This window comes from Haloarcula halophila, from assembly GCF_029278565.1.
GTDB lineage: Archaea > Halobacteriota > Halobacteria > Halobacteriales > Haloarculaceae > Haloarcula > Haloarcula halophila.
This window is the reverse complement of sequence record NZ_CP119559.1, coordinates 1,290,494-1,304,184: the sequence shown is the minus strand read 5'-3', so window position 1 is coordinate 1,304,184 and position 13,691 is coordinate 1,290,494. Positions and strand designations below refer to the sequence as shown.

At 68.4% G+C, this 13,691-nt stretch carries 11 protein-coding genes; 6 read left to right on the top strand and 5 right to left on the bottom strand.

Going from position 1 to position 13,691, the window contains the following annotated elements; all coding sequences use genetic code 11:
* Positions 1 to 150 precede the first annotated feature (150 nt).
* Together lysA and P0204_RS06830 are read left to right on the top strand one after the other, a co-directional pair.
* The gene (lysA, locus tag P0204_RS06835) at positions 151 to 1,383 is read left to right on the top strand and encodes a diaminopimelate decarboxylase (protein ID WP_276222808.1); all 1,233 of its coding nucleotides are present in this window, start codon (positions 151 to 153) and stop codon (positions 1,381 to 1,383) included.
* A complete protein-coding gene (locus tag P0204_RS06830) occupies positions 1,380 to 2,570 on the top strand; it encodes a M20 family metallopeptidase (protein ID WP_276222806.1) in 1,191 nt (396 codons plus the stop codon). The genes lysA and P0204_RS06830 overlap by 4 nt, the downstream gene beginning before the upstream one ends.
* 16 nt (positions 2,571 to 2,586) lie before the next feature.
* Here P0204_RS06830 and P0204_RS06825 read toward each other — a convergent pair whose 3' ends face one another.
* From P0204_RS06825 to P0204_RS06805, 5 genes are all read right to left on the bottom strand, one after another.
* Positions 2,587 to 3,897 (bottom strand): MFS transporter, encoded by a 1,311-nt coding sequence (locus tag P0204_RS06825; protein ID WP_276222804.1) that lies wholly within the window; start codon positions 3,895 to 3,897, stop codon positions 2,587 to 2,589.
* A 62-nt stretch (positions 3,898 to 3,959) separates the two neighbouring features.
* A complete protein-coding gene (purB, locus tag P0204_RS06820; protein WP_276222801.1) occupies positions 3,960 to 5,342 on the bottom strand; it encodes an adenylosuccinate lyase in 1,383 nt (460 codons plus the stop codon).
* Positions 5,343 to 5,379: 37 nt separating this feature from the next.
* Positions 5,380 to 6,339, bottom strand: a complete 960-nt coding sequence (locus tag P0204_RS06815; RefSeq protein ID WP_276222799.1) for a PrsW family intramembrane metalloprotease — start codon at positions 6,337 to 6,339, stop codon at positions 5,380 to 5,382.
* A gap of 56 nt (positions 6,340 to 6,395) precedes the next feature.
* A complete protein-coding gene (locus P0204_RS06810) occupies positions 6,396 to 7,247 on the bottom strand; it encodes an eIF2B alpha/beta/delta subunit family protein (protein ID WP_276222797.1) in 852 nt (283 codons plus the stop codon).
* Positions 7,248 to 7,307: 60 nt separating this feature from the next.
* Positions 7,308 to 7,856, bottom strand: coding sequence for a hypothetical protein (locus P0204_RS06805; RefSeq protein ID WP_276222795.1), 549 nt, complete (start codon positions 7,854 to 7,856; stop codon positions 7,308 to 7,310).
* Positions 7,857 to 7,984: 128 nt separating this feature from the next.
* On the opposite strand from P0204_RS06805, the gene purH reads away from it, so the two are divergent.
* The 4 genes from purH (at position 7,985) to folP (ending at position 13,689) form a co-directional block, all read left to right on the top strand.
* Positions 7,985 to 9,598, top strand: coding sequence for a bifunctional phosphoribosylaminoimidazolecarboxamide formyltransferase/IMP cyclohydrolase (gene purH / locus P0204_RS06800; RefSeq protein ID WP_276222793.1), 1,614 nt, complete (start codon positions 7,985 to 7,987; stop codon positions 9,596 to 9,598).
* Positions 9,599 to 9,704: 106 nt separating this feature from the next.
* Positions 9,705 to 10,283 carry a hypothetical protein gene (locus tag P0204_RS06795; protein ID WP_276222792.1) on the top strand — a complete coding sequence of 193 codons (579 nt, stop codon included), beginning with the start codon at positions 9,705 to 9,707 and terminating at the stop codon, positions 10,281 to 10,283.
* Between the two features lie 123 nt (positions 10,284 to 10,406).
* Entirely contained in the window at positions 10,407 to 11,210 is an 804-nt protein-coding gene (locus tag P0204_RS06790; protein WP_276222791.1) for a hypothetical protein, read from the top strand.
* 40 nt (positions 11,211 to 11,250) lie between these two features.
* The gene (gene folP / locus P0204_RS06785; protein WP_276222789.1) at positions 11,251 to 13,689 is read left to right on the top strand and encodes a dihydropteroate synthase; all 2,439 of its coding nucleotides are present in this window, start codon (positions 11,251 to 11,253) and stop codon (positions 13,687 to 13,689) included.
* Positions 13,690 to 13,691: the final 2 nt, after the last annotated feature.

The following is a 13,691-nucleotide window of genomic DNA, read 5'->3' as shown; positions in this document are numbered from 1 at the left end:
CGCGCCCCCCGCGCGGCCGGTTGCTCTTGACACAGTAACATCGCCCCTCTGATAAGTATGTGTCGCCGAGGGTGTCCGAATCCGCTGGCAGACGGGTGTCTCCGTTCCAGAGCGGAACCCTTGTTACTCGCCGACGCCGTGTCTCGTGCAATGAGTCACCCCTCGCCGCCGGTCCGTCGCCTCGCGGACTGGGATCACGACCGACTGTCCCGACTCGCTGCCGAGCACGGGACGCCGCTGTACGTCGTCGACCTCGACCGCGTCGCGGAGAACTACGAACGGTTCGCCGCGGCGTTCCCCGACGCCCACGTGATGTACGCCGCCAAGGCCCACACCGGGCGGGCGGTGCTGTCGACGCTGCTGGAGACGGGCGCGGACATCGAGTGTGCCGCCTGGGGGGAACTCCAGCGAGCGATCGACGCCGGTGCCGATCCCGACACGCTCCAGTACACCGCCGTCAACCCCCCGGACCACGACCTCGATTACGCCGTCGACCTGGCGGCCGACCACCCGGGACTGACGATCACCGGGGGCGCGCGGGATACCTTCGACCGCCTCGAAGCCCGGGGATACGACGGCCGCGTCGCCATCCGGATCAACCCCGGTATCGGTACCGGTCACCACGAGAAGGTGGCGACGGGCAAGGACGCGAAGTTCGGGATTCCCTACGACGAGGTCCCCGATCTCGCAGCGGAACTCGACGACCGGTTCGACCTCGTCGGTATCCACGCCCACGCCGGCAGCGGCGTCCTCCACGACGACTTGGACGACCACTGCCGTGCCATCGCGAAGGTCGCCGAGATGGGGCGGACCGTCGAGCGGTCCCACGACCTGGAGTTCGTCGACTTCGGCGGGGGCTTTGGCGTCCCCTACCGCGAGGACGAGGAGCCACTCGACATGGATGTCGTCGGCGAGAAGGTCCGGGATGCGGTGGGTGACCTCGACGCGCAGATCAAACTCGAACCGGGACGGTACGTCGTCGCCGACGCCGAACTGATCCTCACCGCGGTCAACACGATCAAGGAGACGCCGGCGGCGACCGTCGTGGGGGTCGACGCCTCCCTGGCGACGCTGATCCGCCCGGCCATGTTCGGCTCCTACCACCCGATCCGAAACGTCTCAGCGCCGGGTCGGGACGCCGACCCTGTCTCCGTGGGCGGGCCGTGCTGTACGAGTGCCGACGTGTTCTGTACGGACCGGCCGGTCGCCCGGCCCGAACGGGAGGACCTGCTGGCGATCGGTAACGCCGGCGCGTACGGCTACGAACTGGCGAACCAGTTCCACTCCCAGCCCCGGCCCGCGGAGGTCGCCATCGAGGGCGACGAGACGCGAGTCGTCCGGGAGCGGGAGACGCTGTCGGACGTGACGCGGGTCGAACGATGACACGGGAGTTCGACCTCGACAGCTTCCACCGGGCGGCCGTCGAGACGCCCTCTCACGAGGACGTCGATGCGATGCGTGAACTGCTCGTCGAGACGCTGACGGAGGCCGGCGTCGACCCGACCGTCGACGAGTTGGGTAACGTCGTCGCGACCCGCGGGAAGGGAGCGGGAACCCACCTCGTGCTCAACACCCACATCGACACCGTCCCACCCCACCTCCCTTACGAACGTCGCACGGAGCCACCCGGACCCGACGAGACCGTCGACGGCAGCGGCGGCGAAGGGGACGAGGGACCCCCCGCCTCGGAACAGTCGAGCGGTGACCAGCGGGAACCGCGAGATACCGGCGACGTGGTCTGTGGTCGCGGCGCGTGTGACGCGAAGGGGCCGCTCGCTGCGCTGCTGGAGGCGTTTCTCACTGTCGCCCCCGGCGACGGGCGGGTGACGCTCGCGGTCTCGATCGACGAGGAGACGACACAGACCGGCGGGGCGCACCTCGCCGAGACGGTCGACGCCGACGGGTTCATCGTCGGCGAACCGACCGGGCTGGACGTCTGTACCGCCGCCCGCGGCCAGTTCGAGGGGACCGTCACCATCCACGGCGAGAGCGCCCACGCGGCGGACCCGGGCAGCGGGCGGAACGCGATCCGAGCGGCCGCGCCCGTGCTCCAGGCGATGGAGAGCTACGACGAGCAGCGCGGTCCCGCCGATCACGACGTCCTGGGGCGGCCGATCCTGACAGCCTCGATGATCGAGGGCGGCGAGGCGACCAACCAGGTACCGGCCGAGTGTACGATCACGTTCGACCGTCGGAGCGTCCCGCCCGAGACGAGCGACCAGTTCTGTTCGGACCTCGCCGACCATCTCGGCCAGTGGTTGCCCGACGGGATGGCGCTCTCCGTGGAGTTGATCAGACCCGACACGCCGTTTCCGGAGGCTTTCGCCACCGACGAGACGGACCCGCTGGTTCGCACACTCAGCGAGGCCAGCGGCGGTGATGTCCGGCCCTTCGGCGCCGCGACCGAAGCCTCCTACTTCGCCCAGCGGGGGCCGACGGTCGTCTTCGGTCCGGGCGAGTTGAGCGACGACGCCGGCGCGGTCGCACACTCGAACCGCGAGTACGTCCGGCTCTCGGCGGTCCGGACCGCGGCGCGGGCGGTCCGTGAGACCGCCGAACGGCTCCTGTAGATCCGTCGCGTTCCGGTCAGTCCTGTGGGTTCGGCTCCACGCGCCCGTCGGCCTCGGTGAGCGTCTCGCTCACCTGGGTGTAGGTCAGGACCAGCGCCACCAGCGCGAGGACGGCACCGACGGTAAAGGGCGTCGAGAACCCACCGAGGTTGAACAGGACCCCGGAGGCCAGCGGACCGACAGCCACCCCGAGCCCGAACGCCATCGTCAGCACCGAGAGGGTGGTCCCCGACCCGCGCTCGCCCGCCAGGTCGCCGGCCAGCGCCAGCGACGGCGCGAACACCAGCGCGACGGCGATCCCCTGGACGAACCGCGCGGCCAGCATCAGCCACGGGTCCGTGACCACGCCCTGTGCGAACACCGCCGGCACGAGGACGACGAAGCCGGCGACGACGAACGGCCGCCGGCCGATCCGGTCGCTGGCCCGGCCGATCGGGACCTGCAGGAGGACGTTGGCGATGACGACGGCGGCGAACTGGACGCTGAACATGAACGTCGACTCGTCGAGACGCATCCGGATCGGGCCTTCTAGCGTGGCAAACAGCGCGATCGTCGTCGCCATCAGGAACGTGCCGATCCCGAGGACGAACACCGAGTCCAGTCCCCGTCCGTCGGGGTCCATGACGGCGATCGAGAGGTCCTTGCTCGCCGCGTCGGCGGCGACGGGCGGGTCGCTGATGAGCACCGCGACGAGCACGAAACTGAGCAGGGCACCGCCGACGGCGACGGCAAACGCCGCGTTGAACCCCGAGAGCGCGGTCCCGAACAGGTCGTAGACGACGACGCCCTCGGCAGCGAGTCCACCGGTGATGACGATGCCGGCGACGATCGGGCCGAAGCCGAACCCGATCAGCCGGAAGGTGTTGAACACGCCGAAGTTCCCCCCGCGCTCGCTGTCGCTCTCGGCGTAGTCGTTGACCAACGCGATCGTCGCCGGGATCGTGAAGGCGGCGCCGATCCCCTGGAACGCGCGCGCACCCAGGACGGCCCAGTAACTCGACAGGAACGGGTAGGCGGCGCTGCCGATCGCAAACAGCACCAGTCCCGTCAGCACGAACGCTCGCCGTCGGCCCGTCCGATCGGAGAGCCGACCGGTAAAGGGCTGTCCGAAACTGTTCAACAGGCCAAACAGCGAGAGCACGAGTCCGATCAGCGTCTCCTCCCGGAGGACGAACCCGAAGAGTTCGCTCCCGACGATTCCGGTCAGCGTCACCTGCCCGCTGGCGATGTACAGCGGGAGGACGATGATGAGAAACGAGTTCCCCAGCGCGTCGGCCATCCGGGCGAACGCCAGCGTGAGGACGCGGGTGTCGGTGCCGAGGACCATCTACCACCAGGGTTGGACTGGCCTGTGGTGAGCGTTCCGATCACGTCCTGGGGAGGTACCGATCAGGCGTCGTCGGCGAGTTGCTCGGCGATTCCGGTATACCCCGTCGGCGTCAGCGCCGAAAGCTCCGCTCGCACGTCCTCGCTCACGTCCAGGTCGTCGATCATCGCCTGGAAGTCCGCCATCGTGACCTGCTGGCCGCGGGTCGCCTCCTTGACCTGCTCGTAGGCGTCCGCGAACCCTTCTCGGCGGAGGATCGTCTGGACGGCCTCGCCGATGATCTCCGGTGTCTCCGCTAGCTCCGTGCGCATCACCTGCTCGTTGGGGACGACCTTCGCCAGCCCGTTCTGGCACTTGCTGTAGCCGACCAGACAGTGCGCGAAGGCGGCGCCGACGTTCCGTTTGACCGTCGAGTCCGAGAGGTCACGCTGGAGGCGGGAACTGGTGACGTAGTCGCCCAGGAAGGTCAGATCGGAGTTGGCCTTCGAGAGGTTCCCTTCGCTGTTCTCGAAGTCGATGGGGTTGACCTTGTGTGGCATCGTCGAGGAGCCCGTCTCGCCCTCGACGGCCTCCTGGCCGAGATAGCGGTCCGAGACGTAGAGCCACATGTCCAGGTCCATGTCAAGCAGAACGTTGTTCGCGCCACGGAGGGCGTCGAAGACGGTCTGGAGGTCGTCACAGGGGTTGACTTGCGTGGTCAGCGGTTCGTGGTCCAGGCCGAGGTCCGCGACGAACGCCCGCGAGAACGCCGGCCAGTCCACGTCCGGGTAGGCGGCGTGGTGGGCGGCGTAGGTCCCGGAGGCACCGGCGAGTTTCCCCGAGAGATCCTCGGCGGCCCGCTCGATCCGACCGATCGCTTTCCCGAGCCGGGAGGCGTAGACGGCCATCTCCTTGCCGAAGGTCGTCGGCGTCGCGGGCTGGCCGTGCGTGCGGGCGAGCATCGGTACGTCGCCGTAGCTGTGGGTCATCTCGACGAGGGTGTCTCTGATCTCGCGCAGTTCCGGGACCAACACGTCGGCGACGGCCAGTTTGACGAGCAGCCGGTGGGCGAGGTTGTTGACGTCCTCGCTGGTCAGCCCGAAGTGGATCCAGTGGTCGGCGTCGAGGCCGTCGGGCATCCCAAGGCGGACGAAGTACTCGATCGCCTTCACGTCGTGGTTCGTCGCGCTGTACTCGCCGTACCCCTCCGTCTCCAGTTGCTTGACGACGTTCGCGTCCTCGTCGTCGAACTCCTCGTACAGCGCCCGCAACGTCGTGCGTTGCTCGGTGCCGACCGTCAACGGTGTCGCGTCGAGGTCCGCGAGCGCGAGCAGGTACTCGACTTCGACCTGGACGCGGGCGCGCATCAGCGCCCGCTCGCTGGCGTACGGGACGAGCGGTTCGGTGTAGCGGGCGTACCGGCCATCGAGCGGCGATACGGCGGTGAGTGGCCCTCTCTCGGTCATGCGAGAGGGGACGCGAGAGGCGCGAAAAAGCGTGTCGTTACGGGTCGCCCGCGGCCTCGGTCTCGTGGTAGTGGTGTTTGTACCGGGAGAGTTTCCGGTAGAGCGCGTAGCCCACGACGGCGTCGAAGACGACGACGAAACCGACGAACGTCAGGAGGTTCCAAGGGACGATCCTGGGGAGGTATGTCACAGACGTGTTGTAGATGGCGTGGACGAGTGCGGCGATGAGGATGCCCTTCACGACGATTGGCCCTTTGTTCTCGGGGTTGAACTTCGCGAGCCCGAGGTAGTAGCCGGCAAACGAGGAGTAGAGGACGTGGCCCGGGCCGACGAACGCGCGACTCGTCGCCGTCTGGACTGCCGCCAGCACCGGTTCCGCGGTCTGTGTCGAGGTGGCCTGGAGGTAGCCCTGGGAGATATACAGCAGGTTCTCGATGGTCGCGAACCCGAGGCCGGCGACTGCGCCGTACACCACGCCGTCGACGACGGCGTCGATGGTGTCGAACGCGCCGACTCTGATCCCGAGCCACTTGACCGTCTCCTCGATCGGGCCGACGACGACGAAGAAAAACAGCGCCATCCCGACGACCGGGACGAGCCTGAACAACGGCTGCAACAGCGTGTTGAACAGGGCGGCGATACTGGCGAAGACGATCGCCAGGACGAAGGTGATCGCCAGGGGTTCGATCGGCTCGCGGATCGTCGGATCGTCGTACCAGAGATAGCCGACGATCGCGAGGGCCGGCAGCGCCGACAGCGTCGCCAGGACGCCGACCGAGGGCCGGCGAACGACCAGCAACACTGTCGCGGCCAACTGGGCGAAAAAGAGGAGGACGCCGACGGCGATCAACAGCCATCGCCGGGAGGCGTGTAAGAGGCCGTACAACGACACCGATACCCGATCGAGTGGTGACCGTACGTCCCACGAGGCGATGTCGTAGAGGTCTATCGAGCCGGACAGCGCCGCCTTGACGGGGTCGGTCTGGTCGTCTGTCACACCAGGGTGGTCACGAGCCTGGCACCTCAGCGTTTCGGCGAGGGCGGTCCCACGGCTCAGAACTCCAGTATCGCGTCCTCGGTGACGACGATATCGAGCAGGCGCGTCGGGACCTCGTCGTAGCCCGGGTTCAGTACGTCGAACCCCTCGGGCGGTTCGAGCGTGACCTCGGAGGGCGAGCGGTACGTGTTCTGGAAGGTGAATCCGCTGCCGATGAACTTCGAGGAGGAGGCCACGACGGTGACGGACACGTCCTGGTCGGCGGCCGTGGCGACGATCGGGTAGGTCCCGATCCGGTTGTACAGCCGATCGTCGATCAGACAGTTCATCCCGACGAGGACCCGGTCACACTCCCGCAGCGCGTGCCCGGCGGCACCGTCGACGACGAGCGTCACGTCGACGCCGTCGCGATCACTCAACTGCCGTGCCGTCCGCCGACCGAGATAGCGCGGCCGTGTCTCCGTGACGTACAGGTCGAACTGCGTGCCGTTTTCGAGTGCCCGTTCCAGCGTCGCCAACACGGTCGAGGAGCTCCCGTGTGTCAGCAGGACATCGCCGTCTTCGATCAGCTCGGCCCCCCGGTCGGCCGCGGCGGCCTTACTGGATTCGAGTTCGGTGACGACGTCTTCGACGACGCTCTCCAGGACTGCCTTGGCCTCCGCAACCGTGGTCGGGTCCGCCTCGGCCACCGATTCGACGATCCGCTGTTGGGTCGTATACAGCGGTGCGTGCGAGCGGTTCGCCCGCTGGAGGGCGCCGCTGTTGCGTTCGAGCGTTCGCTGGAACTCCTCGACGCTGTGGGCCTCTCGCTCGGTGAGGTCGAGCAGTGCGTTCGCGGCCTTGACGGCCACGATCGAAGCGCTCTGTGTATCCATCTCCTCTATCTCTCGAACTGTCTGGTCGATCATGACGGATGCTGTGATCGCAGACCGTATAGCTGTTCCCAGATAGCGTCGGTCCCGACCCGATCAGGAGAGCCAGCCGTAGTCGTCGGTCGACTCGCCGAAGCGGCCGTCGGGTGGGTCGTAGCGGTAGAAGTCCTGACCGAGCGCGATCCAGGCGATCCCGTAGAGGGCGGCCGCGGCCGGGATCGCCTCGTACAGGAGAAAGCCGATCGTGCCGAGCGCGAGCAGAACGCCCAGCCACGGGGGCTGGATTCGGGTCCGAACCAGGCCAGTTGCCACCAACAGCGACCCTACGGACAGGCCAAGCACGCCGACGGCCAACACGCCGTCGCCGCCGCCGGTCGCGAGCCGGAGTCCCTGTCCGACCGCGAAGACGAGGCCGGAGAGGCCACCCAGCCAGGCGCCGGCCGTCCCGGGTCGTTTCATGCGCTGGCCGTAGAACTCCTCGACGGCGTAACAGCCGGCGACGACGCCGACTGTCGAAACGACGATGGCACCGACCAGCGGGGTCGGTGTCTCACCCAAGACGTGTGCCGCGCCAGCCCAGCCCGTCCAGAGGAGGCCACCGACGGCTGCGACAGCGCCCGCCAACTGGCTCCGTCCGTTCGCCATACCCGAGGCTACGGGGCCGGCTACAAAGGGACACCGACACGGAACCGTGCCGGCGCTCGGCTCACTGTCTCGGTCCGTCCAACGCTCGTTTCGCAACTACTTTGCGCGCTCCCCGCAGCCACTCAGATATGAAACTCGCCGGTATGGCCAGCAACCGTGGCCGAAACCTGCTGAACATCGCCGACCGCGCTCCGGGCGGGGCGGAGTTCGCTGTCGTAGTGACCAACGACGGCGACGCCCCGGTCCTCGAAGCCGCTGCCGAACGCGGTCTCCCGACGGAGGTCGTCGAGCACGACTCCGAGGAGACCCGCGAAGCCCACGAACGGCGCGTCCTTGACGCGCTCTCGAAGTACGACTTCGACCTCGTCGCCCTGGACGGTTACATGCGCATCCTCGGCGAGACGTTTCTGGACGGGACACCGACGACGTTGAACGTCCACCCGTCGCTCCTGCCGAACTTCCCGGGAGCCGACGCTCACGAGCAGGTACTCGAATCGGGCGTGAAAGTCTCGGGCTGTACGGTCCACGTCGTCGACGAGACGGTCGACGGCGGCCCCATCGTCACCCAGGAGCCGATCCCCGTCTTCGAGGGCGACGACGAAGCCTCTCTGAAAGAGCGGGTCCTCTACGAGGGCGAGTTCACCGCCTACCCGCGGGCGATCAAGTGGTTCGCCCAGGACCGCGTCACCGTCGAGGACGACGGCACCGTCACCGTCGAGGGCGACGAGGGCGGGGAGTTCCCGGCTCGCCGGATCGTCTCCGACGACCGCGCCGCCGACCTGCGCTACGGGGAGAACCCCCACCAGGACGCCGCGCTGTACGCCGACACCACCGTCTCGGAGGCCAGTGTCGTCCACGCCGACCAGCTCAACGAGGGCGCGAAGGGGCTGTCGTACAACAACTACAACGACGCCGACGGCGCGCTGAACCTCATCAAGGAGTTCGAGGAGCCCGCGGCGGCGGTCATCAAACACACCAACCCGGCCGGCTGTGCCACCGCCGACACGCTCTCGGAAGCCTACACCGACGCGCTCTCGACGGACCCGATGAGCGCCTTCGGCGGCATCGTCGCGCTGAACCGCGAGTGTGACGCCGACACCGCCGAACGGATCATCGACTCGTTCAAAGAGGTCGTCGTCGCTCCCGGGTACACCGACGCCGCACTGGACGTCCTCTTCCGGAAGGAGAACCTCCGCGTGCTGGACGTGAGCCCCGTGAGCGGCCCGACGGACGAGTCCGGCCGATCCGACAACTTCGAGGTCACGGACACGCTCACCGAGAAACCCCTCGTCGGTGGCCGACTCGTCCAGGAACGGGACACCCAACACCTCTCGGCAGCGGACCTGGAGGTCGTCACGGAGCGTGAACCCACCGACGACCAGATCGAGTCGATGCTGTTCGCCTGGCACACGCTCAAACACGTCAAGTCCAACGGCATCCTCTTCGCCAGAGGGACGGAGACGGTCGGCATCGGCATGGGGCAGGTCTCCCGGGTCGACGCCGTCCGCCTGGCCGCGATGAAAGCCGACGAGCACGCCGAGGGGAAAGACGCCGAGGGTGCCGTGATGGCATCGGACGCCTTCTTCCCGTTCCCGGACGGTATCGAGGAAGCCGCGGAGGCGGGGATCGAGGCCGTCATCCAACCCGGTGGCTCGAACAACGACGATTCGGTCATCGAGGCCGCGGACGAACACGACATGGCGATGGTGTTCACCGGCCAGCGGTCGTTCCGTCACGACTGAGAACGGCGACCGCGTCTCCCCGTGACCGTCGTCCCCGTGACCGTCGCTTCCCGTGTCGTCGGCACGGTGACGCAAGCCATTTGACGTGACTCCGACTAGTGACGGTGTGACCTGGCTCTCCGAGAACCGCCACTGGCTGTTGTTCGCCGGTGTCGTCCTGACGACGCTGGGAACTGTCGGAGTCGCCGTCGCCGGCGTCGTCACCACGCTCACGACGCTCGTCAGCGGCGGCCCCCTCCTCCCGACGCTCCCGGCGTTCATCCTCGGAACGTTCCTGCTTGCGGGACTCGATATCGTTCTCGTCGTAGCGCTGGTGGCTGAACTGGCCAGCCGGGCCTCCCTACCGAAGAGCCAGCGGGTCGCCGACGGACTGAGCCGACTGGAGCGGCTCCTCCCGCCGCTGTCCGCGCTGGGACTCGCCGACCGGTTCGAACCGCCCGAACCGACCGTCGAGGAGCGCCGCGAGGAACTCACACGCCAGTACGTCGAGGGGGAACTGAGCGAGGCACAACTCGAAGCGCGTCTCCGCTCGCTCCTCGACGAGGAGACGGCGGATCGGGACGCACCCTCGGCACGTGCCGTCGTCGACGAGCGGGCCGTCGCGGAAGCCGACGGAGATGGCGGCACCGACGAGACGGTGACGGGGCTGGAGGCCGGAGAACGGGGCCGAGAGACGGAGCGGTAGTCGCCGGCGACGAACGAGCCGTCCCGCTCGATCACCGGTTCGAGTGACCGTGTCGCCGCCGGCATCACTGGTCCGGCTGTCGAGCCACCGCTGTTTTTGCTCCCCGGGGTCCAAGACGGACATATGAGCGATTACACGGTCGTCCGCATCGACGTCGACACGGACGTGGTCAGGCGGGCGGCGAGGGTGGTTCCCGGGGTCGAGGTGCCCGCGGAGTTCGATCCCGACTCGAAGCGAGTGACGCCGTTCCCCGGTGGCACCGACACGAGCGCCGACGAGGTCGATCCGGCGGCCGGGCGGACAGAAACCGGCCATATTCGATCGCTGGTCGGCGAATACGGGCTGCTCGCCGCTGGCGTCGCCCTCGTCGGTGTCGGGGTGGCGACGGTGAGTCTGTGGTGGTACCGGCGCCGGAACCGCACGGGCGAGCAGTCGGTCGACGACGGAGCCGAGCGCCCCGCCTGGGGGGAGACGCCCCCTCCGGCGGACCTCACGGCAACCGAAGGCCGGCACACGAGCGCCGAGCGCGTCCGGAGTCCCGACGATGTCCCCGGCGAGGACGTCACTGGCGTCGACGAGATCGGTGGCACGGAGCCGACCGAGTTCGACACTGCCGTCGGGGAGACGGCGACCGAAGAGCGCGACGCCGGAGTGTCGGCCGACGACTCGAACGCTGCCGTGGCCGAACACGACGAGTCGAGTGAGAGCGCACCGCACGAGTCGGTCGACGACCCGAACGCCGCCGAGGGTGAGCCGACCGACGACGAGCGGACAGCCGAGGCCGACTCTCGCTCCGATGACGAGTCGTCCCCGGACAGCTCCCCGCCTCCGGGAGCGAACGGGAGCCTCGACCGGGCGCCGCTGCTGGGCGTGGCCTTCGTCGCGCTGAGCGGTGTGGTCGTCCGGTGGCTCCAGCGGGAGTCGTAGGTCCGACAGGCTAAAGCGCGACGACGTGATTACCGCGAGCATGGAGTTCCACGAGGCCGCGAACTTCCTCTTCGAGTTGCGCCGGTTCGCCTCCCGACCCGGAACCGACGCCACGGGGGACCTGCTGTCGTCGCTCGGAAACCCCCACGAGGGGCTGGACTGTATCCAGATCGCCGGGTCGAACGGGAAGGGGTCGACCGCCCGCATGGTCGAGCGAACCCTGCGGGAGGCCGGACTGGACGTCGGCCTCTACACCTCGCCCCACCTCGACGACGTCCGCGAACGCATCCGCACCAACGGACGGAAGATCCCCGAGAGCGCGCTCGTGGAGTTCGTCGAGACGGCCGAACCGCACCTCACAGCACAAGGCGCAGTCGGCGAGTCGCCGACCTTCTTCGAGACGCTGACGGCGCTGGCACTCTGGGAGTTCGACCGCCAGGACGTCGATGTCGCCGTCCTAGAGGTCGGGATCGGCGGCAAGTACGACGCCACCAGCGTCGTCGATCCCATCGCTAGTACCGTCACTTCGGTGACGCTCGAACACACCCACATCCTCGGGGATACCGTCACCGAGATCGCGACGGACAAGGCCCACGTCGCCCCCGACGACGCCCCGCTGGTCACCGCGACGACCGGCGACGCGCTGGCAGCCGTCCGGGAGGTCGCCGGGGACGTGGTGACCGTCGGCGACGGTGACGCGGACGTGACCGTGACCTACCGCGGCCGCGAGGGACTGGAAGGTGCCGTCACCGTCGAGGGCCCCGACTGGCGGGTCGAGACCCGCCTCCCTCTGCTGGGGGCACACCAGGCGACCAACGCCGGCGTCGCGGCGACGCTGTGTCGCCAGGTCGCCGACGTTTCGCCGACCGATCTGGAACGCGGGTTACGGAACGCCCACTGGCCCGGCCGCTTCGAGGTGATGGGCGAGGACCCGCTGGTCGTCCTCGACGGCGCGCACAACCCCGGCGGCGTTGAGCGGGTCACCGAGACACTCGGAACCTTCGACTACGACGACCTCCACGTCGTCGTCGGTGCGATGGTCGACAAGGACCACGAGCGGATCGCACAGGCGCTGCCGGCGTTCGACCACGCCGTCGCCTGCCATCCCAACGTCGACCGGGCGGAAGCCTCGGACGTGGTCGCCGAAGCACTCCGGACGACGACGGACGCGACCGTCGAAACCCGATCGGACGTCGCCGGCGCTGTCGGGATGGCACTCGACGCGGCCGACCCCGACGACGCGGTACTGGTCACCGGATCGCTGTACGCGGTCCGGGAGGCCCGAACCCGGTGGGCGCGACCGATGGTCCCGAAACGCGTCGACTCGATCCCGGAGGCTCGCCGGACGCTCGAAGACGCTCACGTCACCGAGGCCGGTGCCTGGCGGATGCGCGGGAAGGGCGTTCACCGCGTCCTGCGGACCCGCGTCCAGCCCCGCCAGGGCCAGTATCTCAAGGAAGAACTGCTCTCGCTGGGCGGGGAGTGTGCGATCTCGGGGCTGAACAACCAGGACGAGGAGAACGTCGATATCGTCATGATGGCGACGATGGCCCAGTTCAAGCGCCTGGCCGACAAACTCGACGGCCAACCGTACGGCCTCTCGACGTTCGCCGACGAACTCCGGGCGGCGCTGGACATCCAACAGCCGGCCGAGGACGGCGACTACCCCTGGTCGGACGGGACCGCCGTCATGGGCATCCTCAACATCACGCCGGACTCGTTCCACGACGGCGGCGAGTACAACGCCGTCGAGGACGCCGTTTCCCGTGCCGAGGGGATGATCGAGGCCGGCGTCGACATCCTCGACATCGGCGGGGAGTCGACCCGGCCCGGCGCCGACGTGGTCCCGGTCGAGGCGGAACGCGAGCGGGTCGTCCCGGTCGTCGAAGCCCTCGCCGACCACGACGTGGCGCTCTCGGTCGACACCCGGAAGGCCGCCGTCGCCCGGGCGGCCTTAGACGCCGGCGCGGACATCCTCAACGACGTCTCCGGGCTGGAAGACCCCGAGATGCGGTTGGTCGCCGCCGAGTACGACGTCCCAGTCGTCGTGATGCACTCCATCGAGGTCCCGGTCGACCCCGACAGCGACATCCACTACGACGACGTCGTCACGGACTGCATTGACGCCCTGACCGAGCGGGTCCTGCTGGCCGAGAAGGCCGGACTGGACCGCGAGCAGATCATCGTCGATCCCGGCGTCGGCTTCGGGAAGTCCGCCGCCGAGAGCTTCGAGTTGCTTGACCGACTCGACGAGTTCCAGGCGCTGGGCTGTCCGATCCTGGTCGGCCACTCCCACAAGTCGCTGTTCAGCCTGGTCGGCGAGGAGGCCGGCGACTGTCTGGAGGCGACGATCGCCGGGACGACGCTGGCCGCCGAGCGCGGGGCCGACATCGTCCGGGTCCACGACGTCCCCGAGAACGTCGCCGCGGTCAACGTCGTCCAGGCGGCCGCGGACCCGAGCCGGTTCGACGACGACTAACT

Excerpts from the sequence above, each read along its gene's own strand:
- purB (WP_276222801.1), bottom strand. The coding sequence starts at position 5,342 with ATGACCGAGAGAGGGCCACTCACCGCCGTATCGCCGCTCGATGGCCGG.
- lysA (WP_276222808.1), top strand. The coding sequence starts at position 151 with ATGAGTCACCCCTCGCCGCCGGTCCGTCGCCTCGCGGACTGGGATCAC.
- P0204_RS06825 (WP_276222804.1), bottom strand. The coding sequence starts at position 3,897 with ATGGTCCTCGGCACCGACACCCGCGTCCTCACGCTGGCGTTCGCCCGG.
- folP (WP_276222789.1), top strand. The coding sequence starts at position 11,251 with ATGGAGTTCCACGAGGCCGCGAACTTCCTCTTCGAGTTGCGCCGGTTC.
- P0204_RS06830 (WP_276222806.1), top strand. The coding sequence starts at position 1,380 with ATGACACGGGAGTTCGACCTCGACAGCTTCCACCGGGCGGCCGTCGAG.
- purH (WP_276222793.1), top strand. The coding sequence starts at position 7,985 with ATGAAACTCGCCGGTATGGCCAGCAACCGTGGCCGAAACCTGCTGAAC.
- P0204_RS06790 (WP_276222791.1), top strand. The coding sequence starts at position 10,407 with ATGAGCGATTACACGGTCGTCCGCATCGACGTCGACACGGACGTGGTC.
- P0204_RS06810 (WP_276222797.1), bottom strand. The coding sequence starts at position 7,247 with ATGATCGACCAGACAGTTCGAGAGATAGAGGAGATGGATACACAGAGC.
- P0204_RS06805 (WP_276222795.1), bottom strand. The coding sequence starts at position 7,856 with ATGGCGAACGGACGGAGCCAGTTGGCGGGCGCTGTCGCAGCCGTCGGT.